Origin of the sequence: Williamsia muralis, assembly GCF_002735905.1 — a bacterium.
Classification (GTDB): Bacteria; Actinomycetota; Actinomycetes; order Mycobacteriales; family Mycobacteriaceae; genus Williamsia; species Williamsia muralis_A.
Window position 1 is genome coordinate 383,869 of record NZ_PEBD01000005.1, and the last position, 26,487, is coordinate 410,355.

Annotated in this window: 23 protein-coding genes; 7 read left to right on the forward strand and 16 right to left on the reverse strand. The window is 65.7% G+C overall.

Annotated elements, in window-relative coordinates; translation table 11 throughout:
• Nucleotides 1-2: 2 nt before the first annotated feature.
• Together CSW57_RS08565 and CSW57_RS08570 are read right to left on the reverse strand one after the other, a co-directional pair.
• Nucleotides 3-1,199, reverse strand: a complete 1,197-nt coding sequence (locus tag CSW57_RS08565; protein WP_099382368.1) for an Rv0361 family membrane protein — start codon at nucleotides 1,197-1,199, stop codon at nucleotides 3-5.
• A gap of 46 nt (nucleotides 1,200-1,245) precedes the next feature.
• Nucleotides 1,246-2,166 (reverse strand): heme o synthase, encoded by a 921-nt coding sequence (locus CSW57_RS08570; protein WP_099382369.1) that lies wholly within the window; start codon nucleotides 2,164-2,166, stop codon nucleotides 1,246-1,248.
• Nucleotides 2,167-2,472: 306 nt separating this feature from the next.
• Between CSW57_RS08570 and tkt the strand changes: the two genes are divergently transcribed.
• From tkt to pgl, 5 genes are all read left to right on the forward strand, one after another.
• On the forward strand, nucleotides 2,473-4,560 hold the full coding sequence (gene tkt, locus CSW57_RS08575) for a transketolase (protein WP_099382370.1): 2,088 nt from the start codon (nucleotides 2,473-2,475) through the stop codon (nucleotides 4,558-4,560).
• Between the two features lie 31 nt (nucleotides 4,561-4,591).
• Entirely contained in the window at nucleotides 4,592-5,716 is a 1,125-nt protein-coding gene (gene tal / locus CSW57_RS08580) for a transaldolase (RefSeq protein ID WP_099382371.1), read from the forward strand.
• A gap of 4 nt (nucleotides 5,717-5,720) precedes the next feature.
• On the forward strand, nucleotides 5,721-7,262 hold the full coding sequence (gene zwf / locus CSW57_RS08585) for a glucose-6-phosphate dehydrogenase (protein ID WP_099382372.1): 1,542 nt from the start codon (nucleotides 5,721-5,723) through the stop codon (nucleotides 7,260-7,262).
• 78 nt (nucleotides 7,263-7,340) lie between these two features.
• Nucleotides 7,341-8,264 carry a glucose-6-phosphate dehydrogenase assembly protein OpcA gene (locus CSW57_RS08590; RefSeq protein WP_099382373.1) on the forward strand — a complete coding sequence of 308 codons (924 nt, stop codon included), beginning with the start codon at nucleotides 7,341-7,343 and terminating at the stop codon, nucleotides 8,262-8,264.
• Complete coding sequence (pgl, locus tag CSW57_RS08595) at nucleotides 8,261-9,007, forward strand: 6-phosphogluconolactonase (RefSeq protein WP_099382374.1); 747 nt, start codon at nucleotides 8,261-8,263, stop codon at nucleotides 9,005-9,007. The genes CSW57_RS08590 and pgl overlap by 4 nt, the downstream gene beginning before the upstream one ends.
• Here pgl and CSW57_RS08600 read toward each other — a convergent pair whose 3' ends face one another.
• Nucleotides 9,008-10,279 carry an oxygenase MpaB family protein gene (locus CSW57_RS08600; RefSeq protein WP_099382375.1) on the reverse strand — a complete coding sequence of 424 codons (1,272 nt, stop codon included), beginning with the start codon at nucleotides 10,277-10,279 and terminating at the stop codon, nucleotides 9,008-9,010. It abuts the gene before it with no gap.
• A gap of 169 nt (nucleotides 10,280-10,448) precedes the next feature.
• Here CSW57_RS08600 and CSW57_RS08605 point away from each other — a divergent pair, with 169 nt between their 5' ends.
• Both CSW57_RS08605 and CSW57_RS08610 read left to right on the forward strand, forming a co-directional pair.
• Nucleotides 10,449-10,856, forward strand: a complete 408-nt coding sequence (locus CSW57_RS08605; protein ID WP_099382376.1) for a YciI family protein — start codon at nucleotides 10,449-10,451, stop codon at nucleotides 10,854-10,856.
• A 6-nt stretch (nucleotides 10,857-10,862) separates the two neighbouring features.
• The gene (locus CSW57_RS08610) at nucleotides 10,863-12,008 is read left to right on the forward strand and encodes an RNA polymerase sigma factor (protein ID WP_099382377.1); all 1,146 of its coding nucleotides are present in this window, start codon (nucleotides 10,863-10,865) and stop codon (nucleotides 12,006-12,008) included.
• Between the two features lie 42 nt (nucleotides 12,009-12,050).
• Here CSW57_RS08610 and ppc read toward each other — a convergent pair whose 3' ends face one another.
• The 13 genes from ppc to CSW57_RS08675 all read right to left on the reverse strand — a co-directional run bounded on the left by ppc (nucleotide 12,051) and on the right by CSW57_RS08675 (nucleotide 26,468).
• Complete coding sequence (gene ppc, locus CSW57_RS08615) at nucleotides 12,051-14,855, reverse strand: phosphoenolpyruvate carboxylase (protein WP_223249125.1); 2,805 nt, start codon at nucleotides 14,853-14,855, stop codon at nucleotides 12,051-12,053.
• Nucleotides 14,856-14,918: 63 nt separating this feature from the next.
• Entirely contained in the window at nucleotides 14,919-15,152 is a 234-nt protein-coding gene (gene secG / locus CSW57_RS08620) for a preprotein translocase subunit SecG (RefSeq protein ID WP_023959413.1), read from the reverse strand.
• A gap of 136 nt (nucleotides 15,153-15,288) precedes the next feature.
• Nucleotides 15,289-16,077, reverse strand: a complete 789-nt coding sequence (tpiA, locus tag CSW57_RS08625; protein WP_099382378.1) for a triose-phosphate isomerase — start codon at nucleotides 16,075-16,077, stop codon at nucleotides 15,289-15,291.
• Between the two features lies 1 nt (nucleotide 16,078).
• Nucleotides 16,079-17,296: a phosphoglycerate kinase gene (locus CSW57_RS08630; protein WP_099382379.1), complete on the reverse strand. Its 1,218-nt coding sequence runs from the start codon at nucleotides 17,294-17,296 to the stop codon at nucleotides 16,079-16,081.
• 34 nt (nucleotides 17,297-17,330) lie between these two features.
• On the reverse strand, nucleotides 17,331-18,350 hold the full coding sequence (gene gap, locus CSW57_RS08635; protein ID WP_023959417.1) for a type I glyceraldehyde-3-phosphate dehydrogenase: 1,020 nt from the start codon (nucleotides 18,348-18,350) through the stop codon (nucleotides 17,331-17,333).
• 148 nt (nucleotides 18,351-18,498) lie between these two features.
• A complete protein-coding gene (whiA, locus tag CSW57_RS08640; RefSeq protein ID WP_023959419.1) occupies nucleotides 18,499-19,482 on the reverse strand; it encodes a DNA-binding protein WhiA in 984 nt (327 codons plus the stop codon).
• Nucleotides 19,473-20,525, reverse strand: a complete 1,053-nt coding sequence (locus CSW57_RS08645) for a gluconeogenesis factor YvcK family protein (protein ID WP_099382380.1) — start codon at nucleotides 20,523-20,525, stop codon at nucleotides 19,473-19,475. The genes whiA and CSW57_RS08645 overlap by 10 nt, the downstream gene beginning before the upstream one ends.
• Nucleotides 20,522-21,445: an RNase adapter RapZ gene (gene rapZ / locus CSW57_RS08650; protein ID WP_099382381.1), complete on the reverse strand. Its 924-nt coding sequence runs from the start codon at nucleotides 21,443-21,445 to the stop codon at nucleotides 20,522-20,524. The genes CSW57_RS08645 and rapZ overlap by 4 nt, the downstream gene beginning before the upstream one ends.
• Nucleotides 21,433-23,490: an excinuclease ABC subunit UvrC gene (gene uvrC / locus CSW57_RS08655; protein ID WP_099382382.1), complete on the reverse strand. Its 2,058-nt coding sequence runs from the start codon at nucleotides 23,488-23,490 to the stop codon at nucleotides 21,433-21,435. The genes rapZ and uvrC overlap by 13 nt, the downstream gene beginning before the upstream one ends.
• Nucleotides 23,491-23,567: 77 nt before the next feature.
• On the reverse strand, nucleotides 23,568-24,047 hold the full coding sequence (locus CSW57_RS08660) for a PH domain-containing protein (RefSeq protein WP_223249126.1): 480 nt from the start codon (nucleotides 24,045-24,047) through the stop codon (nucleotides 23,568-23,570).
• A gap of 14 nt (nucleotides 24,048-24,061) precedes the next feature.
• Complete coding sequence (gene ribH / locus CSW57_RS08665) at nucleotides 24,062-24,559, reverse strand: 6,7-dimethyl-8-ribityllumazine synthase (RefSeq protein ID WP_099382384.1); 498 nt, start codon at nucleotides 24,557-24,559, stop codon at nucleotides 24,062-24,064.
• Nucleotides 24,556-25,869, reverse strand: coding sequence for a bifunctional 3,4-dihydroxy-2-butanone-4-phosphate synthase/GTP cyclohydrolase II (locus CSW57_RS08670; protein WP_023959431.1), 1,314 nt, complete (start codon nucleotides 25,867-25,869; stop codon nucleotides 24,556-24,558). The genes ribH and CSW57_RS08670 overlap by 4 nt, the downstream gene beginning before the upstream one ends.
• Nucleotides 25,866-26,468: a riboflavin synthase gene (locus tag CSW57_RS08675; protein ID WP_099382385.1), complete on the reverse strand. Its 603-nt coding sequence runs from the start codon at nucleotides 26,466-26,468 to the stop codon at nucleotides 25,866-25,868. The genes CSW57_RS08670 and CSW57_RS08675 overlap by 4 nt, the downstream gene beginning before the upstream one ends.
• Between the last annotated feature and the right edge of the window lie 19 nt (nucleotides 26,469-26,487).

A 26,487-nucleotide genomic window follows, 5' to 3' on the forward strand; every position in this document is an offset into this window, starting at 1 on the left:
GGTCAGCCTTCGGGTGTGAACACCGGCGGGTTCTGGGCCAGGTCGACAGTGCCGTACAGGTAGTCGGTGACGGTCTCGGTCTTGGTCTCGGCCGGTCGCGAACCCGACGCGCTCGTACGGAAGGTCACCGACCACGCGATCTCACCGTCGACCGACACTTCCTCCGGGTTGTCGTATCCCAGGCGGTAGTCGAGCGTCGGCAGCTGCGCCGGCGCAGTCCACTTCGCCGAGTTGGGCTCGGCGTTGTACGCGTAGGTCCGCTGGCCACAGTCCGGCTTGTCCGATGCCGCATCGACCTGCACCGACAGCGCGCACTCGTCGAGGTGCGCCTGAACCGCCGTGTTCACCGCGTTCTGTCCCTTGCCGCTGAGTTCAGCAGTGAGGTCCGGGAACGACCCGTAACTCGTCCCCGCCACCGGGAAGTCCTTTTCCTTACCGTTCACAACCGCGAAGTTCTCGTCGGCGCTGCCCCACTTCACGGGCCCCGGGAACACATACACCTTGGCCTCGCCGTCGACAGGGACGTCGAAGGCGGTGAGCCCTGGGATGCCTCCGAGGCTGCTGATGTCCACAGCGACGACGCCGTCGTCCAGCCGCCAGGAATCCCCGGTCTTGTGCAGGACAAAACTCTCGTCGGCCTTGCGGTCCCCGAATTGGTAGGTGGCCTGGACCGTGGCCATCTCGCCCATCTTCTGGACGTCCACGATCGAGATGTCCGAGATCTTGGCGATCTCCTGCTGTTGTTTCAGGATGTCGTCGGTCAGCAGGAGTTCGGATGCCGGCGACTTGGACAGGTCCAGCGCCTTGGCCGCATCGCCGTCGGACAGCGCCGTGAGATACCCCTCCACAGCTGACTCCGGATCGCTACTCGATCCTCCCCCGCCGAGCGCGACGACAAGTGCAACCACAACAGCCACGACAACGAGCACTGCGACCGCGACGAGACCGATGATCAGCGGCGCGCGCGATTTGCGGGGCTGGGGCGGGCCCCACTGTCCGCCGGCAGCCGGGTAGGGCTGATACGGGTTGTAGCCCGGATCGGGCTGACCGTAGAACTGGCCGCCCTGACCGTTGTCGGGCGGCGGCTGCTGACCGTACTGCGACGGGCCGAACTGGGGTTGGCCGACCTGGGTCGGCTCCGAATACGGCCGCCAGTCGTTGTTACCGGGCCCCTGACCCTGCCCAGGCGGGTACGACATGTTTCCCCCAAATCACCTCGCACCGGCCAGTGGCCGGTGGTGCCCGTCAGAACAGGCTTGTCAGCGTCGGCAATCCGATCACCGAATCGATCGCCAGTCCGCAGAAGACTATCGCGAGGTATTCGTTGGACTGCAAGAAGACCTTGAGCGGGGTGACTTCCTCACCGCGCAGGGTGGCGCGGTAGAGCTTGTGGACAACGAAGATGAACCAGCCGCCTGCGGCGAGGGCCACCGCCGTGTAGATCCAGCCCGTGGCCAGACACAAAACCAGCGTGCTGAGCACCGTTGCCCACGTGTAGAAGAGCATCTGCCGGGTGACCTGGATCTCGGTGGCGATGACGGGGAGCATGGGCACACCCGCCGCCCGGTAGTCCTCCTTGTAACGCATCGCGAGCGCCCAGGTGTGCGGTGGCGTCCAGAAGAAGATCACCATGAACAGCACAACAGGCTGCCAGCTCAGACTTCCGGTGACGGCAGCCCAGCCGACCAGGGTCGGCATACAGCCGGCCGCTCCCCCCCACACCACGTTCTGCCACGTACGGCGCTTGAGCACCATCGTGTAGACGAAGACGTAGAACGCGATCGTCGCCATCACCAACAGGGCGCTGAGCAGGTTCGCCATCGTCGACAACACCGCAAACGATGCCGCGCCCAGCACGATCCCGAAGATGAGCGCACTTCTGGTGGACACCGCGTGGCGGGCCAGAGGTCGGCGTTCGGTGCGCTTCATCTTCTGGTCGATGTCGGCGTCGACCACCATGTTGAGCGTGTTGGCGCTCGCCGCGCCGAGCCAGCCGCCCAGCAGGGTCCAGGCCATCAGGGCCAGGTCCACCCGGCCGCGGTCGGCCAGCAGCATCACGGGGATGGTCGCCACCAGGAGCAACTCGATGACCCGTGGCTTGGTGAGAGCGAGATAGGCCAATGCCGTTCCCGAGATCCTCCCGCGCCTGCTGGTGGGGCGCTGCATGGGCGGAGCCTGACCACCACCTGACGCTGGGGAGGAGGCGAAACCGTGTCCGCTCACACGTTCCCCAATCCGCACTAGATCTCCTGACTCGCTCATCTACTACAGGGAATGGTAGACGGCCGGTACCTCAGAACGGCAATCGAGGTCCGATCCGCGCCTGACCTCGCCGGTCAGGCCCCCGAAGGTGAACCGCAGGATTATTCAGTCCCGTATCGCGCCTTGGGACCGGGAGACGTCTAGGCTTGACGTGGGCTGTTCGCAGCCTGCCATGTACGGAAAGCCGAGCTTGGAGGAGTTCACACGATCGTGTCAGCAACAGATGAGATTCGCGAGCTAACACAGCCCTCACACCCTGCTGACTGGAGCGAGGTGGACACCAAAGCCGTTGACACGGTGCGCGTTCTGGCCGCAGACGCTGTTCAGAAATGCGGCAGTGGACACCCCGGAACAGCCATGAGCCTGGCGCCCCTGGCCTACACGCTGTTCCAGCGTGTGATGCGGCATGACCCCACGGATACGGACTGGATGGGCCGCGACCGCTTCATCCTGTCCTGCGGTCACTCGAGCCTGACGCTGTACATCCAGCTCTACCTCGGCGGATTCGGCCTCGAGCTCGACGATCTCAAGGCGCTGCGCACCTATGAGTCCAAGACGCCCGGCCATCCTGAGTACCGCCACACGCGCGGTGTGGAGATGACCACCGGGCCGCTCGGTCAGGGATTGGCGTCGTCGGTAGGGATGGCGATGGCCGCGCGCTACGAGCGTGGACTGTTCGACCCGGATGCCCCGGTCGGCCAGAGCGCGTTCGACCACTACATCTACGTGATCGCGTCCGATGGCGACATCGAAGAGGGCGTCACGTCGGAGGCCAGCTCGCTGGCAGGCACCCAGCAGCTCGGCAACCTCATCGTGTTCTACGACAAGAACCACATCTCGATCGAGGACGACACCGACATCGCGCTGTCCGAGGACGTCGCCGCTCGCTATGAGGCATACGGTTGGCACGTCCAACACGTCGAGGGCGGCGAGAACGTCACCGCGATCGAGGAGGCTGTCGAGAAGGCAAAGGCAGTGATCGACAAGCCGTCGATCATCGTCCTGCGCACCATCATCGGCTACCCCGCGCCAAACAAGATGAACACCGGCAGCGCTCACGGCAGCGCGCTCGGCGACGATGAGGTCGCCGAGACCAAGAAGCTCTTGGGCTTCGACCCCGACAAGACCTTCGAGGTCTCCGACGAGGTCATCGCGCACACCCGGCAGCTCGTGGATCGTGGCGCCGAACGGCGCAAGGCCTGGGAGAAGTCGTTCGACGAGTGGGCCGAGGTGAACCCGGACCGCAAGGCTCTGCTCGACCGCCTCGTCGTCAACGGGCTGCCGGACGGATGGACCGATGCCCTCCCCAAGTGGGAGGTCGGCGACAAGGACGTGGCCACCCGATCGGCCTCGGGCAAGGTGCTCTCCGCACTCGGACCGGTTCTGCCCGAACTGTGGGGTGGCTCTGCTGACCTCGCGGGCAGCAACAACACCACGATGGACGGAGCCGCGTCCTTCGGCCCCACCGGGATCAGCACCAAGAACTGGAGCGCGAACCCGTACGGGCGCACGCTGCATTTCGGTATCCGTGAGCACGCGATGGGCGCGATCCTCTCGGGCATCGTGCGGCACGGCCCCACTCGCGCATACGGCGGAACCTTCCTCCAGTTCGCCGATTACATGCGCCCCGCCGTGCGTCTGGCAGCGCTGATGAAGACCGATCCGATCTACGTGTGGACCCACGACTCGATCGGACTGGGCGAAGACGGGCCAACCCACCAGCCGATCGAGCATCTCGCGGCCCTGCGCGCAATCCCCGACCTCGACGTGGTGCGTCCCGGCGATGCCAACGAGACGGCCTACGCCTGGCAGGCCATCATGACCAGGCGGCACAATCCGGTCGGGCTGGCACTGACCCGGCAGAACATCCCGATCCTCGAGGGAACCTCGGCGGACGGCGTGGCGAAGGGTGGATACGTCCTCTCCGATCCCGAAGGCGATCCTCAGGTCATCCTGATCGGCACCGGTTCTGAGGTGTATCTGGCGGTGGAAGCGCAAAAGGCGTTGAAGGACAAGGGAATCAACGCCCGAGTCGTGTCCATGCCGTGCGTCGAGTGGTTCGACGAGCAGGACAGCAGCTACCGCGATTCGGTGCTGCCGCCCACGGTGAAGGCCCGAGTGGTGGTCGAAGCCGGCATCGCAATGCCGTGGTACCGCCTGGTCGGCGACGCCGGCGAGATCGTGTCCATCGAGCACTACGGCGCCTCGGCCGACTACAAGGTGCTCTACGAGAAGTTCGGCATCACCGCCGAGGCCGTCACCGCGGCCGCCGAGCGGTCGGTCGCAAAAACCAAATGAGATCTGCACAACAATTGATTTGGAGCGCAAAATGAGCGAACAGAACGCCAATCTTGCCGCACTGTCCCAGGCCGGGGTGTCGGTCTGGCTCGACGATCTCTCTCGCACCCGTATCCAGTCCGGCAACCTCGCCGAGCTGATCGCCACCAAGTCGGTGGTGGGTGTCACCACCAACCCGTCGATCTTCCAGGCGGCATTGTCCAAGGGCGACGCCTACGACGACCAGGTCAACGAGCTGGCGGCACGGGGCGCCGATGTGGATGCCACCATCCGTACGGTCACCACGGACGACGTCCGCAATGCGTGCGACGTGCTCGCCCCGCAGTACGAGGCATCCAAGGGTGTCGACGGACGGGTGTCGATCGAGGTCGACCCCCGCCTCGCCCACGATGCCGACCAGACGGTCGCACAGGCAGTGGAACTGTGGAAGATCGTCGATCGCCCCAACCTGCTGATCAAGATCCCGGCGACCGAGGCGGGCATTCCGGCGATCACCAAGGTCATCGCTGAGGGCATCAGCGTGAACGTGACGTTGATCTTCTCGGTCGAACGCTATGAGCTGGTCATGGACGCCTACATCGAGGGTCTCGAGAAGGCGTCGGCCGCCGGACACGACCTGTCCAAGATCCACTCGGTCGCATCGTTCTTCGTCTCTCGCGTGGACACCGAGATCGACAAGCGACTCGATGCCATCGGCAGCGACGAGGCGACGGCACTCAAGGGTAAGGCCGGACTGGCCAACGCCCGGCTCGCCTACGTCGCCTACCAGAAGGTGTTCGAGGATCAGCCGCGCTTCCGTGCGCTGGCCGCAGCCGGCGCCAACGCCCAACGCCCGCTGTGGGCTTCGACGGGCGTGAAGGACCCCAGCCTGCCGGACACCCTCTACGTCGGCGAGCTGGTGGCCCCGGGAACGGTGAACACCATGCCCGAGAAGACAATGGATGCCTTCGCCGACCACGGGAAGGTCAAACCGAACTCGATCATCGGGCAGGGTCCTGCCTCGCAAGAGGTGTTCGATGCGATCTCGGCGATCGGGATCGACCTCACCGACGTCTTCCTGACGCTGGAGAACGAGGGCGTGGAGAAGTTCGAGGTGGCGTGGGGCGAATTGCTCGACGCGACCGCGGAACAGTTGGCAGCCGGCTCGAAGGCCTGATCCATTGGCCAAGGACGCAGCCGGGCAGTGGACAAATCCGCTGCGCGACGACCGTGACAAGCGTCTGCCCCGCATCGCCGGGCCCAGCAGTCTTGTCATCTTCGGCGTGACCGGCGACCTCGCGAAGCGCAAGTTGATGCCCGCGGTGTACGACCTCGCGAACCGGGGGCTTCTACCCCCCGGTTTCGCGCTGGTCGGCTTCGCCCGCCGGGACTGGGACCACGAGGATTTCTCCGAGGTGGTGCACGACGCCGTGCGTGCTCATTCCCGGACGCCGTTCCGCGAGGACGTCTGGGAACGGCTCAGCGAAGGCTTCCGTTTCGTCCAGGGCACCTTCGACGATGACACGGCCTTCGAGAAGCTCCGGGACACCCTCGGCGAACTCGACGAGAAGCGCGGAACCGAGGGCAATCACGCCTTCTACCTGTCGATCCCACCGGCGGCTTTCCCTGTGGTGTGCGAGCAGCTGTCGAAGTCGGGGCTGGCCGAGCAGTCCGACGACCATTGGCGGCGGGTGGTCATCGAGAAGCCGTTCGGGCACGACCTGGAGAGCGCCAAAGAGCTGAACTCGGTGGTGAACACCGTCTTCCCCGAGCACTCGGTGTTCCGCATCGACCACTACCTCGGCAAAGAGACCGTGCAGAACATCTTGGCGCTGCGTTTTGCCAATCAACTGTTCGATCCGGTGTGGAGCTCGCACTACGTGGACCACGTGCAGATCACGATGGCCGAGGACATCGGACTCGGAGGCCGCGCCGGCTACTACGACGGCATCGGCGCCGCCCGGGACGTGATCCAGAACCACCTGATCCAGCTGATGGCCCTGATCGCGATGGAAGAACCCATCTCGTTCGAACCACACGAGCTGCAGACCGAGAAGATCAAGGTTCTCTCCGCGACCCGCAACATCCTGCCGCTCGACGAGAACACCGCACGCGGACAGTACGAGGCCGGCTGGCAGGGCAGCGATGAGGTGCCGGGGCTCAAGGACGAGAAGGGCTTTGCCGCGGACTCGACCACCGAGACCTTCGCTGCCATCGCACTCGAGGTCGACAGCCGACGGTGGGCAGGCGTGCCGTTCTACCTACGGACGGGAAAGCGCCTGGGCCGCAGGGTCACCGAGATCGCCTTGGTCTTCAAGCGAGCACCGCACCTGCCGTTCGATCAGACGATGACCGAAGAGCTCAGCCAGAATGCACTGGTGATCCGGGTCCAACCGGACGAAGGCATCACGTTGCGTTTCGGGTCGAAGGTGCCGGGGTCGTCCATGGAGGTCCGAGACGTGAACATGGACTTCAGTTACGGACAGGCCTTCACCGAGTCGTCCCCCGAGGCGTACGAGCGTCTGATCCTCGATGTGCTGCTCGGCGAGCCATCACTGTTCCCGGTGAACGCCGAGGTCGAACTGTCCTGGAAGATCCTCGACCCGGTGCTCGAACACTGGGCAGCGAACGGAAAGCCCGACGGCTACGAATCGGGCACCTGGGGTCCGAGATCGGCCGAGGAGATGCTGGCCCGGCACGGACGGACGTGGCGACGTCCGTGATCGTCGTGGGCAGATGGAGCAGCATCGCTGCGAGGGCGACCAAGGAGTTGTAGTCATGTTGACGAAGGAGTTCCAGTCGTGATTGTCGAACTGCCCGATACCAGTACCACCGCGATCAGCAAGGAACTCATCAAGATCCGTGATGCCGGCGGAGCCTTCACGTCGGGCCGGGTCCTGACCCTGCTCGTCTGCTCAGACGAGGGCGAACCCACCGAAGGCGCGATCGACGCGGCCAACGAGGCCAGTCGCGAGCATCCTTGCCGGGTGATCGTGGTGTCGTGCGGCGACCGTCGGATGAGGTCGCGGCTGGACGCACAGATCCGGGTCGGTGGCGACGCAGGCGCTTCGGAGGTGGTGGTCCTGCATCTCTACGGCGAACTGGCGAATCACGGTGAGAGCGTGGTCATCCCGTTCATGCTGCCGGACACACCGGTGGTGACGTGGTGGCCGGGCCGTCCGCCCGAGAATCCTGCCGCCGATCCTATGGGGCAGCTCGGGAGGCGCCGGATCACCGACACCAACAAGGCTCCCGATGTGCCCGCCGCTCTCGCCGAACGACTGAGGACGTACTCCCCCGGCGACTCGGACATCGCGTGGTCGCAGATCACCCCGTGGCGCGCCCTGCTCACCTCGGCGCTCGATCAACCGCCGCACAGTGCAGCGGTGTCGGCTGAGGTGGAAGGCCCCGCAGGATCTCCCGCGGTCGACCTGCTCGCAGGCTGGTTGCATGCCGTTCTCCAGGTCCCGGTGACGCGATCGGTCGGCAGCTTCAAGGTGACCCTCGAACGCGAGGCCGGTCCATTGGTGCTGTGTGTCGGGATGAGCAATCAGGCCATCATCTCCATTCCCGGCAAACCCGACGGCAAGGTGGCCCTACCCGGTCGTGACATCCGTGACTGTCTTGCCGAAGAATTGCGGCGCCTCGATCCGGACGAGATCTACCACCTCGCCCTGCAAGGCGTCGAGGGCCTGACCCGAGCGAAAGACAAGGTGCACGCATGACCACCGATGCGCAGGTCATCCACTGTGCTGACAAGACCGCGCTTGTCGAGTCTGTGGCAGCCCGGTTCATCGCCACGGTCACCGCGGCGCAGGCAGCGCGCGGAAGCGCATCGGTGGTGCTGACCGGGGGTAGCAACGGAATCGCACTACTGGAAGCTCTGGCCAAGGACTCCGGCGACATCGACTGGTCCGCGGTGGACATCTACTGGGGTGACGAACGGTTCGTCACCGCCGACGACCCCGAACGCAATGCCGGACAGGCTTACGCCGCGCTACTGGATCACGTTCCGGTGCAACCGGATCGGGTGTTCGTCATGGCTGCGTCCGATGGCGAGTTCGGCGACGACATCGACGCGGCAGCGGCGGACTATGCGGCCGTCTTGTCGTCGAAGGCCGGCGACGGCCATCTGGTACCGGAGTTCGACGTCCACCTGGTCGGGATGGGCGGTGAGGGGCACATCAACTCCCTGTTCCCCCACAGTGCGGCAACTGCCGAAGCCGACGCCACCGTGGTCGCCGTCACGGACTCACCCAAGCCACCGCCGCTTCGGATCACGCTGACGTTCCCGGCTGTCGCCCGGGCCCGCGAGGTCTGGTTCCTGGTGTCCGGCGCCGAGAAGGCCGAGGCGGTGGCCGCCGGAGTCGGTGGGGCCGATCCTCTGGACTGGCCGTGTGCCGGGGCGCACGGCACGGACGCAACCGTGTGGTTCGTCGACGCGGACGCGGCGTCGCAGCTCACCTGATCAGCGGCGCAATCCCCCGCTGGCGTCGAATTCGGCCGATCGACCCTCCATTTGCGCGTCGTGCCAGTTCACCCGGTGTTCGCGCATGATCGTCTCGTGGAGACGGGCGAACGGAGGACAGATCCGGCGGACGGTTTCGATCAGCACCACCACGGGCAGTCGCGCGATGATCCACGCAATCCCGGGCACCGCGCTCGGCATGTTGTAGCGGCGGCGCGTCCACGGCATCATGAAAACCGCCGAGTAGGCGGAATACATTGTGGCGTTGTATTTTTCACGCAAGCGGCGAACACCCGTGTGACCATCGCGAGGTGCAAATGCGGCTGGAAACGATTCGATGAGTTCGGCGCCGTGATCGCCCGCGTCGTAGCTGCGAGTGGAGTTGACCAACGCCAGGAGCCGAAGCGAATCGGCGATCGATTCGGGATACCACTGCATCCGAACGCCCAGGAGGTGGCCGAGATAGCGCTGGTAGTGCAACAACACGCGGATCTCCCGGGGCGATGTCTGCACCCCCACCAGCCAGAGGGCCATGGCCGGGACAACGCTCCCACCGAGCAGTGTCAGCAACTGGTACGACTGACTGATCGGCACACCCCACCGCTCGGTGTCCCATTCCGGATGCTCGGCGACCTTTCGGCGCACCCACACGTGCATCACCCGCACCCGCATGGCCGTGGCGCGACCCGCGGATCCTGGCGTGAGCAGGGCGTCCGGTTCGGACACGTCGATCCAGAAACGCGCCGTCTCGAGAAACCTACGTAGGGCGTTGTCTCCGGCGTACCCGCCCGCCAGCGACAGCGGGGTGGCCACAGCCGCTTCGGTATACATCTCCAAGGTGATGCCGCCCGCCACGCTGAACAGCGAGGTGCCCCATCGACGCCAGATGGCCTCCCCTTCGGCGATCATCGCCGGATCCACCCAGTCGGGGACGGCTTCGAACTCCTCGAACAGCGCCTTCATCGCTGCGGGAGGGTCCTCGATGGAATCGAGCCCCTCCGTCAAGGCCTTGTCGAGAAGGGCGCGGGCAGCGGGCGCACCCAGCTCGCCGTACACCTCGTCGACAAATCGTTCGGCCACCGGGTCGCTGCGGAACATGTCTTCGGCGAATGTCCGGATTTGTTCGTCCGTGGGAAAGAGGTCGCGACCAGTTGTCTTGACGGCTGCTCGACGGACGGTCCTGAGCCACCGGTTGTTCTGAGCGGCTGCGTACTTGACGGCCGTCGGGAAACCGGGGACGGATACACGCTGGGCTGGCAGTGTCGCGGACACAGGTTCTCCTCGGGGGTAGAGCAAGCGTTGAGACTGTTTTGCGTAATCGTCTCACACCGTCCAGCACAATTTCTGAATTCATGGACAAGCCGATGTCGAGAACCACCCGACCGACTCCGTCCCCGTAGTGAAACGGCCACAATGGGCCGTATCCACCAGGGAGAAGACAATGGCCAAGTACCTGTTGCTCAAGCACTACCGGGGTGGCCCGGCACCGCTGTTCGACACACCGATGGACCAGTGGAAGCCCGAGGAGGTGTCCGCTCACATGCAGTTCATGGAAGACTTCGCGACCCGCCTGCAACGCAACGGTGAGTTCGTCGACAGCCAGGCGCTGTCGATGGAGGGCACATTCGTGCGATATGACGGTGAGGGTCGCCCGCCGGTCACCGACGGCCCGTTCGCTGAGACCAAGGACCTGATCGCAGGCTGGATGGCGATCGACGTCGACACCTATGAGCGTGCTCTCGAGCTCGCCGCCGAACTGTCTGCGGCCCCTGGTGCGGGCGGTGAACCCCTTCGCGAGTGGCTCGAGGTGCGCCCGTTTCTCACCGCACCCACCGCGATCACGGAGTGACACGCGGTGGATGAGGCTCTCCTGCGGAACCTCACGCCTGCTGTGACCGGCGTTCTCGTACGTCGCGGGGTCGACTTCGCGACGGCCGAGGACGCCGTGCAGGACGCTTTGGTGGAGGCGACGAAGCTGTGGCCGACGGATCCTCCACGGGACCCCAAAGGCTGGCTGGTCACTGTCGCCTGGCGCAAGTTCCTCGACTCGGTGCGGTCGGAAAACGCTCGGCGTGACCGTGAGATCCGCGTGGAGAACGAGCCGGCGCCCGGCCCTGGCCAGGACGCCGACGACACGCTTTACCTGTACTTCCTCTGCGCCCACCCGTCTCTCACGCCGGCGTCAGCCGTCGCGCTGACCCTGCGAGCGGTCGGCGGCCTGAGTACCCGACAGATCGCGCAGGCCTACCTTGTCCCCGAGGCAACGATGGCCCAGCGGATCAGCCGAGCGAAGAGGACTGTGTCAGACGTCCGCTTCGACCAGCCCGGTGACGTGGCGACAGTTCTTCGAGTTCTCTACCTGGTGTTCAACGAGGGATATTCCGGCGACGTCGACCTGGCCGGCGAGGCGATTCGCCTGACCCGCCAGCTCGCCGCGATGACCCGTCATGAGGAGGTGTCGGGGCTGCTCGCGCTCATGCTGCTCCACCACGCCCGGCGACCGGCACGCACCGGCCCAGACGGCGGCCTGGTGCCACTCGCCGATCAGGATCGGAGTCTCTGGAACACCAGCATGATCGCCGAGGGTGTCGAGGTGCTCCAGAACGCGCTCGCCCGTGACAACCTCGGCGAGTTCCAGGCGCAGGCCGCCATCGCCGCCTTGCACGCCGACGCCCGATCGGCCTCGGAAACCGACTGGATACAGATCGTGGAGTGGTACGACGAACTGGTCCGTCTCACCGACAGCCCAATCGTCGAGCTCAACCGCGCCGTGGCGGTAGGCGAAGCGGACGGACCCCGAGCCGGGCTGGCCGCTCTTGCTGGGCTCGACACCACACTGCCCCGGTATACGGCCGTCTGCGCCTACCTTCATGAACGCGACGGCGACATCACGACCGCGGCGCGACTGTACGCCGACGCCGCGCGACTGGCGCCCAGCATGCCCGAACGCGACCACCTCACGCGCCAGGCGGCACGATTGAACGCGGCCCCACGCAACTGAAGGACGCCCGGTCACGGCCTGCCCGGCCGGCCCGGCGCGCCATCAGCCGCTGTTGCGCAGCGCGGTTGCGAGACCGTTCATCGTGAGCTGGATGCCGCGGCGGACCAGCTCGGAGTCGTCCCCGCCCCGGTAACGCCGCAGCAGCTCCACCTGGAGATGGTTCAGCGGCTCGAGGTACGGAAACCGGTTGAAGACAGACCGTTTGAGCGCTGGGTTGTCGGCCAGGAGATCGTCGGTCTTGGTGATCTTGAAGTACATGGACGTTGTGCGTTCATGCTCGGCAGATATCATCCCGAAGACCTTGACACGCAGGTCCTCATCGGGGACGAGTCGCGAATAACGTTCGGCCAGACCGAGATCCGACTTGGCCATCACCTGCGCCATGTTCGACATCACCGTTCGGAAGAACGGCCAGCGCTCGTAGTAGTCCGACAACGTCTCCAGCCGGCTGCTGTCGTCCCCCACCCACTGCTCGAACGCCGAACCCGTGCCGTACCAGCCGGGCAGCATCACGCGCGCCTGCGACCACGACAGGACCCACGGGATGGCGCGGAGGTCGGAGATCTTCTCGGTTTGTTTGCGAGACGCCGGGCGGCTGCCGATGTTCAGCGACCCAATCTCCGACAGAGGAGTCGAGTTCACGAAATACTCGACGAATCCCGGTGTCTCGTGGACCAGTTCGCTGTAGGCCTGGCGAGCCAGCGCAGCGAGTTCATCAAGTACCGCGTACGCCGCTTCCGCTTCGCCACCGAGCCCCTCGGTGTCCAAGAGCGACGACTCGATCGTCGCGGCCAGCAACGTCTCGAGGTTCCGCCGGGCGACAACGGGTTCGGCGTATTTGGCCGCGATCACCTCACCCTGCTCGGTGATGCGCAGCGACCCCTGGACGGCACCCGGCGGCTGAGCGAGGATCGCGTCGTAACTCGGCCCACCCCCGCGGCCGACGGTGCCGCCCCGGCCGTGGAAGAGCCGCAACCGAATTCCGGCCTTCTTGGCAGCTTCGACGAGGTCGAGTTCGGCGCGATAGAGCGCCCAGTTCGCGGCGAGATACCCTCCGTCCTTGTTGGAGTCCGAGTATCCGAGCATGATCTCCTGCATGCCTTCCTGCTGTTCGACCAACGCGCGGTACAGCGGAACATCCAGTGCTGCAAGAAGAGTGGCCGCACCTTGCTGTAGATCCTCGATGGTCTCGAAGAGAGGGACGACCCGGACGGTCGACGTCGGAGGAGTCTTCGCATCACCGGGGTCGAACAGGCCTGCTTCCTTGAGCAACACGATCGCCTCGAACAGATCGCTGACCGATGTGCACATGCTGATGACGTAGTTCGGAACGGCCTGTGGACCGAAAGCGGCGACCGCAGAGGCCGCGGCTCGAACGATCGCCAGTTCCTTGTCGGCCAGCTCCGACAGTGTGGCGCCGGGCCCGACCAGTGGTCGACGGTTGCTCAGTTCCGCCGTCAGCAACTCGACCCGCTCCTGCTCGGACAACGACGTGTAGTCATGATGGACGCCCGCCCACGCGAGCAGTTCGGCCACCACCTCCTCGTGCATGTCCGAGTTCTGCCGCATGTCCAGCCCGGAAAGGTGGAATCCGAACGCACGCACGGCTTCGCGAAGGGTCAGCAAGCGGTCATCGGCGAGTTCGTCGTCGCCGTTCGCGCGCAATGACGCATCGATGACGTCGAGATCCGCCAGCAACTGCTCGGCATCGTCGTACGTCTCGGCACCGTCTTTGGGGAAGCCCCCGTCATTGACGGCCACGAAACGATCGTCGAACAAAGAACCGGCGGTTGCCGCCAATCGACGCCGCACGGCCCGCAATGCCTGCCGATAGGGTTCGTCGGCGTCGGGGGTGCCACGCTTCACGCCACCGAGGGCGAACACCTCGTCGTCGACCTCGGTCAGCCGAGACGTCAGGCTCAATTCCTGTGCCAGAGTGGTCAATTCGGAAAGATGATGGGCCACAGCGGTTTCCGCGGCACGCCGGGTGGCCATGCCCACGATCTCACCGGTGACAAAAGGATTGCCGTCGCGGTCTCCACCGATCCATGAGCCCATCCGGAGAATCGGATCGTCGGCGATGCCCGCAGTTGGATAGTGCGCTTGGAGCCATGCCCGTAGCTCGGCATTGACCCGGGGAATGACCTCGAAGAATCCGGCATCGTAATACCGCAGACCCACCTCGATCTCATCCTGGATCTGGAGACGCTCTAGTCGGATCAACGCGGTTTCCCACAGCGTGAGGATCTGCCGGTTCAGCGCGGTGTGCACCTCGTCGCGCTCGGCGGGTGTCAATTCCGTACGTCCGGCGAAGCGCATCAGGTCGGTGATGCGACGCTGCACCTCGAAGACTGTGCGACGTCGGGTCTCGGTGGGGTGGGCGGTGATCACCGGCACCACGGTCGCATCTGCCAACGCAGATCCCACCTGCTCGTCGGTGAGACCGGCGGCAGACAGCTTGGAATATGTGGCGGCAAGACTCGAGTCCTGCGGAGGATCTCCGGCGCGCACGTGGATCGCGCGACGACGCTCACGATGAATGTCCTCGGCGAGGTTGGCGAGCAAGGCGAAATGGCTGAACGCCCGGATGACCGAGATCGCGTCCTGGACGTCGATGTCGCGGAAGAGCTCTTCGAGTTCGGTGCGGTCGATTTCGTCGCGGCGGATCCGGAACGACTCGACACGTGCTTTCTCGACCAGTTCGAAGGTTTCTTCGCCGGCATGTTTGCGGACGATCTGCCCGAGGATGCCGCCGAGCAACCGGATGTCCTCGCGGAGTGGTTCGGTGAGCTCGCGGTCGGTACTGCCGGCTTCCGGACGGGGCACGTTGGGGCGCTTGTCAGTCACCCGTCAAGTATCTCTGGCCGGTCCGCACTCGCGCATCTCGGACATGGCCCGTGTCCGTCGAAGTTACGAGAGTTTGATGTCCAGACCGATGCCGAGGATGAAGATCAGCCAGATGACGCCGACGAACACGGTGAGGCGGTCGAGATTTCGCTCCACAACACTGGAGCCGGACAAACTCGACTGCACGCCGCCGCCGAACAGCGACGAGAGTCCGCCGCCCTTGCCGCGGTGCAGCAGGACCAACACGATCAACAAGACGCTGGTGACCACCAGTCCGATGTCCAGGGCAAGCTTCACGTGTCGTTTCCTATCAAAGAGTTGTACTGACGGCCGATCTTCAACTGTACCGGCCGCGTCCCCCATCCCAGAATTGTGCCCTTTTGGCGAACAAACCCGCAGGTCAGCACCGCCAAAAGGGCACAAAATCGGTTGGTCAGGGCAGCGGTCCCCCGGCGGCGATCGCCGACAGGGTGGCGAACTCGTCGGACTTGAGCGACGCGCCACCCACCAGGGCACCGTCGACGTCGGTCTGCCCGACGATCTCACCGACGTTCTTGGCATTCACAGATCCGCCGTAGAGGATGCGCACAGAGTCCGCGATCTTGGCGTCGGCCAGTTCGGCGAGCGTGGCACGCAGCGCCGCGCACACCTCCTGGGCGTCGGCGGCACTGGCAACGCGGCCGGTACCGATGGCCCACACGGGTTCGTAGGCGATGACAACCTTGCTGATCTCGTCGGCGGACAGACCTGCAAGCGACCCCTTGAGCTGCGCGATGTTGTACTCGACGTGGTCGCCTGCCTCGCGCACCTCGAGGCCCTCGCCGACACAGACGATGGGGGTCAGCTCGTACTTGAGCGCTGCCTTGGTCTTCGCCAGCACCACGTCGTCGGTCTCCGCGTGCATCGTGCGACGCTCGGAATGCCCGACCACCACGAATGTGCACCCGAGCTTGGCCAGAAACGCGCCGCTGATCTCACCGGTGTATGCACCCGAATCGTGCGCGGACAGGTCCTGCGCGCCATAGGTCAACAGCAACTTGTCGCCGTCGACGACGGTCTGCACGCTTCGGATATCGGTGAACGGAGGGATCACCGTCACGTCGACCTTGTCGAAGTACTTGGCGGGCAACGCGAATGCGATCTTCTGCACCAGACCGATGGCCTCGAGGTGATTGAGGTTCATCTTCCAGTTGCCGGCGATCAGCGGCTTACGATTGGCCATCTCAGTTCTCCAACACCTTCAGTCCGGGCAACTCTTTGCCTTCGAGATACTCCAGAGACGCACCGCCGCCGGTCGAGATGTGCGAGAACCCGTCCTCGGGGAGATCGAGGGTTCGGACCGCCGCCGCGCTGTCGCCGCCGCCGACCACGGAGAACGCTCCCCCGCTGGTGGCTTCGATGATCGCCTGGGCCAGGCCCTTGGTACCGGCGGCGAACTTCTCGAACTCGAAGACACCGGCTGGACCGTTCCAGAACACGGTCTTGGCCTCGTGCAACACCGCCGCGAAGCGCTTGACCGACTCGGGACCGATGTCCAATCCCATCCAGCCATCGGGGATCTCTTCTGCCGACACGGTTTTCGCCTCGGCGTCGGCCGCGAACTTGTCGGCCACGACCACGTCCACCGGAAGGTGGATGACGTCTCCGAACCGCTCGAGCAAGGCCTTGCAGACCTCTATCTGATCCTCCTGCAGCAACGACGAACCGACCGACAGCCCACGTGCGGCGAGGAAGGTAAACGCCATACCGCCACCGATCACCAGGGTGTCGACCTTGGGCGCCAGGGCCTCGATGACGCCGATCTTGTCCGACACCTTGGAGCCGCCGAGCACCACCGCGTAAGGCCGGGCGGTGTCGGTGGTCAGCTTGGCCAGAACCTCGACCTCGGCTGCGACCAGGCCACCGGCGTAGTGTGGCAACAGCTTTGCCACGTCGTACACCGACGCCTGTTCACGGTGCACCACACCGAATCCGTCGGAGACGAACGCGCCCTCATCACCGGTCAACTCCACCAGCGCCTTGGCGAGCTTTTCGCGCTCGGCTGCGTCCTTGGAGGTCTCACGCGGATCGAACCGCACGTTTTCGACCAACAGCACATCGCCGTCGGTCAGACCTTCCGAGCGGGCCAACGCGTCCCCGCCGACCACGTCACCGGCGAGCTGGACGTTACGGCCCAGCTCGGTGCCGAGACGCTCGGCGACCGGCGCGAGGGAGAACGCCGGGTCGGGCGCCCCCTTCGGACGGCCCAGGTGTGCGGTCACGATGACCTTGGCACCTGCGTCGGACAGAGCCTTGATGGTCGGCGCCGACGCAACAATGCGTCCGGCGTCGGTGATCTTTCCGCCGTCGAGAGGCACGTTGAGGTCGGAGCGGACCAGCACGGTCCTTCCTTCCACTCCGGTCTCGAGCAAATCGGCGAGGGTGGGAACCGAGGTGGTCACGGGTACGTCGTCTCCTGGCGCTTAAAGGACCGGATTACAGTGACTTGCCGACCAGGCCGATGAGGTCGACGAGGCGGTTGGAGTAGCCCCACTCGTTGTCGTACCACGACACGATCTTGACCTGGTCCTCGATCACCTTGGTCAGCGGCGCGTCGAAGATGCTCGAGTGCGGGTCGGTGACGATGTCGGAGGACACGATCGGGTCGGTGCTGTACTTCAGGATGCCCTTGAGGGGGCCCTCGGCGGCAGCCTTCATCGCGGCGTTGATCTCGTCGACGCTCGCCGACTTCTTGAGGTTCGCGGTGAGGTCGGTGACCGAGCCGGTCGGGATCGGCACGCGGAGTGCGTAACCATCGAGCTTGCCGAGCAGCTGCGGGAGCACGAGCCCGATCGCCTTGGCGGCACCGGTGCCGGTCGGGACCACGTTCAGAGCGGCAGCGCGCGCACGACGGAGGTCACTGTGCGGTCCGTCCTGCAGGTTCTGGTCCTGTGTGTAGGCGTGGATCGTGGTCATCAGACCCTTGACGATGCCGAACTCGTCGTCGAGGACCTTGGCGATGGGGCCGAGGCAGTTGGTGGTGCACGAAGCGTTCGAGATGATGTTCTGGCTGCCGTCGTACTTGTCGTCGTTGACGCCCATCACGATGGTGATGTCCTCGCCCTTTGCGGGCGCGGAGATGATGACCTTCTTGGCGCCGGCATCCAGGTGGCCCTTCGCCTTGGCAGCATCGGTGAAGATTCCGGTGGATTCGACGACGACGTCGACGCCGAGGTCACCCCACGGCAGCGCCGACGGGCCTTCGCGCAGCGACAGCGCCTTGATCTTCTGATCGCCGACGACGATGGTGTCGTCACCTTCGAGCGAGACGTCCTGCGGCAGGCGGCCCAGGATGGAGTCGTACTTGAGCAGATGAGCCAGGCTCGCGTTGTCGGTGAGGTCGTTGACGGCGACGATCTCGACGTCGGTGGTGCCCAACGCCTTTTGTGCTTCCACGGCACGGAAGAAGTTGCGGCCGATCCGGCCGAATCCGTTGACGCCTACCCGAACGGTCACTGTGAGCTCCTTAGCTATGCGGTGTGCTGGGCCATCGTGTGGCTCCCGGCCTCTGCGGCAGTGATCAGCCTAGTCGGCCCCGAACAGCCAGGCACGCCCGGTCCTGGCACCGGGCGTGGTTTGACGCCGAAGCGCCCGGCCGAGCTCGTCAGTCGTCGTCGAGCAGGTCGGCGGTGACCGCCGACTCGGTGTCGGGGATGCCTTCGGTTCGCGCCTTTTTGTCGGCCATTGACAGCAGACGCCGGATACGGCCCGCCACAGCGTCTTTCGTCATCGGCGGATCGGCGAGCTGGCCCAACTCCTCGAGCGATGCCTGCCGGTGGGTGATCCGGAGCTGTCCGGCCGAGATTAGGTGATCCGGGACCTGGTCGCCGAGGATCTCGAGCGCGCGCTCCACCCGGGCGGCAGCCGCAACAGCGGCGCGCGCCGACCGACGCAGGTTGGCGTCGTCGAAGTTGGCCAGGCGGTTGGCGGTGGCACGTACCTCGCGGCGCATCCGGCGCTCTTCCCAGGTGAGCCGGGTGTCCTGCGCTCCCATGCGGGTCAGCAACGCGCCGATGGCCTCGCCGTCGCGGATCACCACGCGGTCGGCGCCGCGGACCTCACGGGCCTTGGCGGTGACACCGAGCCGCCGGGCTGCGCCCACCAGGGCGAGCGCGGCCTCGGGCCCGGGGCAGCTGACCTCCAGCGCCGAGGAACGGCCGGGCTCGGTCAACGATCCGTGCGCGAGAAATGCTCCACGCCAAGCAGCTTCGGCATCACCGATGGTGCCGCCGACGACCTGGGCCGGTAGGCCGCGCACGGGCCTGCCACGCATGTCCAGCAGACCGGTCTGACGGGCCAGGGCCTCGCCATCCTTGGTGACGCGGACGATGTACCGGGCACTCTTGCGGATGCCGCCGGCACTGAGGACGTGGAACTCGGAGTTGTACCCATAGAGGTCGAAGATCGCCTGGCGCAGCCGCCGCGCGACGTTGCCGAGGTCGACCTCGGCCTCGACCACCACACGTCCCGCGACGATGTGGAGACCGCCCGCGAAACGCAGCAGAGCCGAGACCTCGGCCTTCCGGCTGCTCACCTGCGTGACCGCCAGACGACTCAATTCGTCTTTGACCGCGGATGTCATCGCCACCGGACGCCGTCTCCCTCTGTGGTTGTTGGAACTATCGATCTGTAACTGGCGGCTTCACTATCGCACAGGCCGGCGATGAGAGCCGCCACGCGAGCGGGGTCGTGGGTGTGGGTGCCAGGGACTGCCAGTTCGCCGTCGTGCAGGGTGGCACCGAACTTCGCGGCAGCTCGTTCCACATGCTCGCGTTCGCGTCCGAACGGCACCGACGCCGAGTCGACGACCACGTGGTCGACCCGGAAATCGTCGGCGTGGGCGAGCAGGACGTGCAGGTGGCGTTCAACCGAAAAACCGGCTGTCTCACCGGGTTCGGGGGCGAGGTTGACGATGAGGATCTTGCGGGCCGCCGTTCGTTTGAGGGCTGCGAGCTGCTCGGGTACCAACACGTGCGGGATCACGCTGGAGAACCAGGACCCCGGGCCGAGGACCACCAGGTCGGCTCCGTCGATGGCGTCGACGGCCTCCGGGCACGCAGGCGGCTGGTGCGGCAGCAACCGGACCCGGCGCACCTTGCCCGGCGTGGTCGCGACCGCGACCTGACCGCGGATCGAATGGCTGATCCGCGGGTCGGCCTCGAGCCCGGACACATCTGCTTCGATGTCGAGGGCGGTGGCCGACATCGGCAACACCCTGCCCTGCACACCGAACAGTGTGGTGATCATCTCCAGCGCCTTGACCGCATCGCCGGTGACCTCGGTGAGCCCGGCGAGCAAGAGATTTCCGACCGGATGGCCCGCGAGAGCTCCCCGCCCGCCGAAACGGTGCTGCAACAGCGCGGCCCACTCCTCGGGTGACTGCGCACCGGCGACCCCGGCGACATCCCGGTTCTCTGGTTCGGTGGCAGCGAGCAAGGCGGCAATGGCCATCCGGAGGTCACCGGGCGGCAGCACGCCGAGTTCGGACCGGAGACGTCCGGACGATCCGCCGTCGTCGGCGACCGTCACCACGGCGGTCACGTCGCTGCTCAACCGGCGCATGGCGGTGAGGGTGGCGTACAGACCATGCCCCCCACCCAGCGCGACGATCGAGGGGTCGCGGCCGGTCATTCGCGGCCCAGATCCCGATGGGCCACCCGTACCGCAAAAGCGGCCGCGCCGTCGGCCGGGCACGACAACCGGGCGGCGATGGCCTCGCTCATCGCGACGCTTCGGTGTTTTCCGCCGGTGCACCCGATGGCAACCGTCATGTACCTCTTGCCCTCGCGTCGGTATCCCGCACCGACCAGTCTCAAGATCTGCTCGTATTTCTCCAGGAACTCATCGGCGCCCTCCTGACCCAGGACGTAGTCGCGCACCGGCGCCTCGAGTCCGTTGTGGTCGCGGAGCTCCGGCACCCAGTGTGGATTGGGCAGGAAACGAACGTCGGCCACCATGTCCGCGTCGATCGGCAGCCCGTATTTGAACCCGAACGACTCGACCACCACGCTCACGTCCGCGACCGACGCGTTCGCGTATGCGCCCTCGATGATCACCCGCAACCTGGCCACCGACAGGTTCGAGGTGTCGATGACAAGATCCGCCCGTTCCTTCACCGCAGCCAGCATCGCCCGCTCGGTCGCGATGGCCGAGATCAGAGTGCCGTTGCCTTGCAACGGATGTCGGCGACGTACCTGCTCGAACCGCTGCACCAGCACCTGGTCCGATGCCTCGATGAACACCACCTTGGGATCGACACCGGTCACGGCCAGTTCGGAGCGCAGGGCATCGAGGGCCGAGGCGTAGGAGTCGATCTGGATACGCATCACGATGGCCATCCGGGAGATGGCGGAGTCGTCGCGGCGGGCCACGTCCACCATCGACCTGATCAAGGTGTGCGGGACGTTGTCGACCACGTACCAGCCGGCGTCTTCGAGCAGGTTCGCAACGGTGCTGCTGCCGGCACCGGACAGTCCGGTGACCAGCAACACCTCGGTCAGCCCTGGGGCGCCGGTTGTGGTGCCGGCCTGCGATTCACTCACCTGGCGGATCCTGTCTGTTCACTGCTCTGATTATGTTCGACAAGTGCCTCTTGCACCGCCCGAGCGGTGGTCTGGCCGATCCCGGGTACCTCGGAGATCTGTTCGATGGTGGCCTGCCGGAGATTGGCCACCGACCCGAAGTGCGCGACGAGTGCCGCACGCCGGGTTGCTCCCAACCCGGGAACGCCGTCGAGTGCCGAGGCGGTCATCCGCTTGCTGCGCTTGCTGCGATGGAAACTGATCGCGAACCGGTGCGCCTCGTCGCGTACCCGCTGCAGGAGGAAGAGCGCTTCGCTGGTCCGGGGGAAGATGACCGGATCGTCGTCGCCGGGCACCCATACCTCTTCGAGCCGTTTGGCCAGGCCGATCACCGCGACATCGGTGATGTTCAACTCGTCCAGCACCGCCGCCGCCGCATGCACCTGCGGCGCGCCGCCGTCCACGACAAACAGATTCGGTGGGTAGGCGAACTTGCGCGGACGCCCCGTCTTCGGGTCGATCGCCGCTTCCGGCGCCATGTCTCCCCCGTTCGGATCCACCTCGACGACGCCGTCAGCCGCGATGCCCCCACCAATCGCCGCGGTTGTCACCGGAGCTGCGGCCGCCACATCGGCACGGTGTCGCAGGAACCGGCGTCGCGTGACCTCGGCGATCGAGGCGACATCGTCGGACCGGCCGTCCCCGGCGGCCTCACGGATCGCGTAGTGCCGATAGTCGGACTTGCGAGGCAAGCCGTCTTCGAACACCACCAACGATGCAACCACGTCTGTGCCCTGCACGTGCGAGATGTCGATACATTCGATCCGCAGCGGCGCGGTGTCGAGGCCGAGGGTGTCCTGGATCTCGGTGAGGGCGGCCGACCGGGTCGTCAGGTCACCCGCACGCTTGAGCTTGTGCTGGTTGAGGGCGTCGGCGGCGTTGCGCGCCAGGGTCTCCATCAGCGCCCTTTTGTCACCGCGCTGAGGGATGCGCAGGTCCACATTGCTTCCCCGCAGGCTCGAGAGCCACTCGCGGACTTCGTCCACGTTCGGGGGCAGCGTCTGGACCAGCACCTCCCGGGGTACCGGGTCAGCCTTCGCGTGGCCCTCCTCCACGTCGATCGAGTCGGCTTGATCGACCTGCTCGCCGTAGAACTGCGTGAGGAATTGTCCGACCTGCTCGGCCATCTGGTCGTCGCCGGATTTCTCCACGATCCACCCACGCTGACCACGGACGCGGCCGCCGCGGACATGGAAGACTTGCACCGACACCTCGAGTTGGTCGCCGTCCATGGCCACGAGATCGGCATCGGTGCCGTCTCCGAGCACCACGGCCTGCCTTTCGAGTGCCCGCCGCAGGGCCCCGATGTCGTCGCGCAGCCGGGCCGCGCGCTCGAAGTCCAGCTCTGCCGATGCGCGTTCCATCTGGCCCTGAAGGTTGTTGATCATGCGATCGGTGCGCCCGGCGAGGAAGTCGCAGAAGTCCTCGACGATGGTCCGGTGCTCTTCGGCGCTGACGCGCCCGATGCACGGGGCCGCGCACTTGTCGATGTAACCCAGCAGACACGGTCGGTCGATCTGCTTGTGCCGCTTGAACACTCCGGAGGAGCACGTGCGAGCAGGAAACACCCGGGTGAGCAGATCGAGGGTCTCGCGAATCGCCCAGGCATGCGAATAGGGCCCGAAGTAGCGGACCCCCTTGCGACGGGGTCCGCGGTAGACGAACAACCGCGGGTATTCCTCGGCCATCGTGACGGCGAGCATCGGGTAGCTCTTGTCGTCGCGGTAGCGGACGTTGAAACGCGGATCGAACTCTTTGATCCAGTTGTATTCGAGCTGCAGGGCCTCGACTTCGGTGGACACCACGGTCCACTCGACCGACGCCGCCGTGGTCACCATCTGGCGCGTACGGGGGTGCAGCGAGGACAGGTCCGCGAAGTAAGACGTCAGCCGCGAACGCAGACTTTTCGCCTTGCCCACGTAGATCACCCGATGGTGGATGTCCCGGAATTTGTACACACCGGGCTCGGTGGGAATGCTCCCCGGAGCCGGGCGGTACGTAGACGGGTCAGGCACGATTCCAGGCTAGTACCCCGCGCCGACAAGTCCGCACACGCGGCCGCCGCCCCCGGTGAGGCCCCGCGGTGCCCAGGTCAGTGTTCAGGGTCGCGGGTATATCGGTCGCGCAAGGCACGGAACTCGTTCATGGCCGCGATCGCCTTCTCGCCGTCGTTGGCCTGGATGGCCAGTACCGGGACGTGCTCGTCGTCCGGGAGCTCCAGGCGTGCCCAGTTCGCACTGTCCGGATACCAGACACCACGCACGATGCTCCAGTCGAAGATACGCTCCTGCAACAGGTTCCGGACCGCGACGCCCTCCGCCCCGACCCTGATGCGGGCGCGGGTCAGGGTGAGGAGTGACCCACCGATCACACAACCGATCAACGCCATGGCGACCTGGTCGGAGGTACGGAAGTACGCCCCCGTGTCCGAGACCCGCAGCAGCGCTGCGATCACGATGAAGACGATGATGATGGCGGCCGCCGCGACGATCGCGTAGCGCGGCGACTTCCGTGGTTTGTACACCAGCTGCCAACGGTCCTCGTCCCGGCTGCCAGAGGTGTTCGTGGTCACGGTCGAACGCAGTCTCATCGGATTTCGGCCGGGTTGTCGTTTCGAGCGAGGGTCCGCAAGGTGAGCGCTGAAGCGATCGCCGCGGTGGCGGCCTGGGCGCCCTTGTCCTCTTTCGACTCGGGAAGTCCGGCACGGTCGAGTGCCTGCTGTTCGTCCAGCGTGGTCAGCACCCCGTTGCCGACGGGAGTCGATTCGTCGAGCGACACCCGGGTCAGACCTGCGGTGACCGCATCGCAGACGTATTCGAAGTGAGGCGTCTCGCCCTTGATCACCACTCCGAGGGCCACGACGGCGTCATGGGTACGTGCCAGCGCCTGCACGATGACGGGCAGTTCGATGGCACCGGCGACTCGGATCACCGTCGGCGCATCGATCCCGGCCTTGCCCGCGGCCGTGGTGGCGCCGCTCAGCAGCGATTCGCAGATGGTCGAATGCCATTGCGAGGCAACGATCGCCAGGCGCAGACTGCTCGCGTCACCGAGCTCGAGTTCGGGTTCTCCGGCGCCGCTCATGCGGGGTTGCCTCCGCTCACGTTGAAAGGGTGGCCCGGGTCGTCTTCGAGTCCGACCAGGTCGTGACCCATCCGGTCACGCTTGGTCCGCAGATACCGCAGGTTCTCGGCGTTGGGACGCACGGGCATCGGCACTCGTTCGGTGACGTGCAGGCCGTAACCGTCGAGGCCCACCCGCTTGGCCGGGTTGTTCGTCAGCAACCGCATCGACGACACACCCAGATCGACGAGGATCTGCGCCCCCAGACCGTAGTCGCGGGAGTCGGCAGGCAGACCCAGCTCGAGGTTGGCGTCGACCGTGTCCGACCCGGCATCCTGCAGCTGATATGCCTGCAGCTTGTGCAGCAGCCCGATGCCGCGACCCTCGTGGCCCCGCATGTAGAGGACGATCCCGCGGCCTTCGTCGGCCACCATCTCCAGGGCGGCGTCGAGCTGCGGACCGCAATCACAACGCAGCGACCCGAAGACATCTCCGGTCAGACATTCGGAGTGGACGCGTACCAGCACGTCGTTGCCCTCGCCGTCTGCGCCGGCGATGTCGCCCAGTACCAGCGCAACGTGTTCGACATCGTCATAGATGCTGGTGTAACCGACAGCCCGGAAGGTGCCGTGTGCCGTCGGGATCCGGGCATCGGCCACCCGCACCACATGCTTCTCATGGCGGCGTCGCCAGGCGATCAGGTCGGCGATGGAGATCAGCGCGAGGTCGTGTTCGTCGGCGAACACCCGCAGTTCCGGGGTCTGGGCCATCGCGCCCTCGTCCTTCTGGCTGACGATCTCGCAGATCACCCCGGCAGGCGACAGATCGGCCATCCGCGCCAGATCGACCGCGGCCTCGGTGTGGCCGGGGCGGCGAAGTACGCCGCCCTCCTTGGCGCGCAGGGGAACGACGTGGCCGGGCCTGGTGAAGTCCCCCGCCGTGCTCGCCGGGTCGGCCAGCAGGCGCATCGTCGCGGCGCGGTCCGATGCGCTGATGCCTGTTCCGATTCCCTCGCGGGCATCAACCGTCACGGTGTAGGCGGTGCCGTGCTTGTCCTGGTTCATCGAGTACATCGGCGGAAGCCCGAGGCGGTCACAGTCGGCACCGTCGAGTGGCACACACAGGTATCCCGAGGTGTAGCGGACCATGAAGGCCACGAGTTCGGGGGTGGCCTTCTCGGCCGCGAAGATCAGGTCGCCCTCGTTCTCCCGGTCCTCGTCGTCCACGACGACCACGGCCTTTCCGGCAGCGATGTCTGCGATGGCGCGCTCCACCGTGTCGAACCTGGTGGTCTGGCGCAGGCCGTCGACCTCGTCCGTTGGACTGTTCATCGCTGTACTCCGATCGCGGCTAGCCGTTCGACGTATTTGGCGATCACGTCGACCTCCAGGTTAACGACCACCCCCGGGACGGCCGCACCCAGCGTCGTCAGATCGAGAGTGGTTGGGATGAGCGAGATCTCGAACCAGTCGGGTCCGATTGCCGAGACGGTCAGTGACACGCCGTCGACGGTGATCGAGCCCTTCTCGACGATGTAGCGCGCAACCGCCGTCGTGGTACCGATGCGCACCACGGTCCAGTTCTCCGCCTCGTTCACGGTCTGGACAGTGCCGACACCGTCGACATGCCCCTGCACGATGTGCCCGCCGAAACGGCCACCGGCGGGCATCGCACGCTCCAGGTTGACCGGGCTGCCGGGACTGACGGTGGCCAGTGAGCTGCGATTGAGGGTCTCGGCCATCACGTCGACGGTGAACTCACCGCCGGGCCGCAGTTCGACCACGGTCAGGCAGACGCCGTTGACGGCGATCGAGTCACCGTGACCCGCATCGCTGGTGACCAGCGGCCCACGAACGGTGAACCGCGCCGCGTCGGACAGGTCTTCACGCGCGACGATACTGCCGCGTTCTTCGACGATTCCGGTGAACATCGCCAACTCCTCACATCGC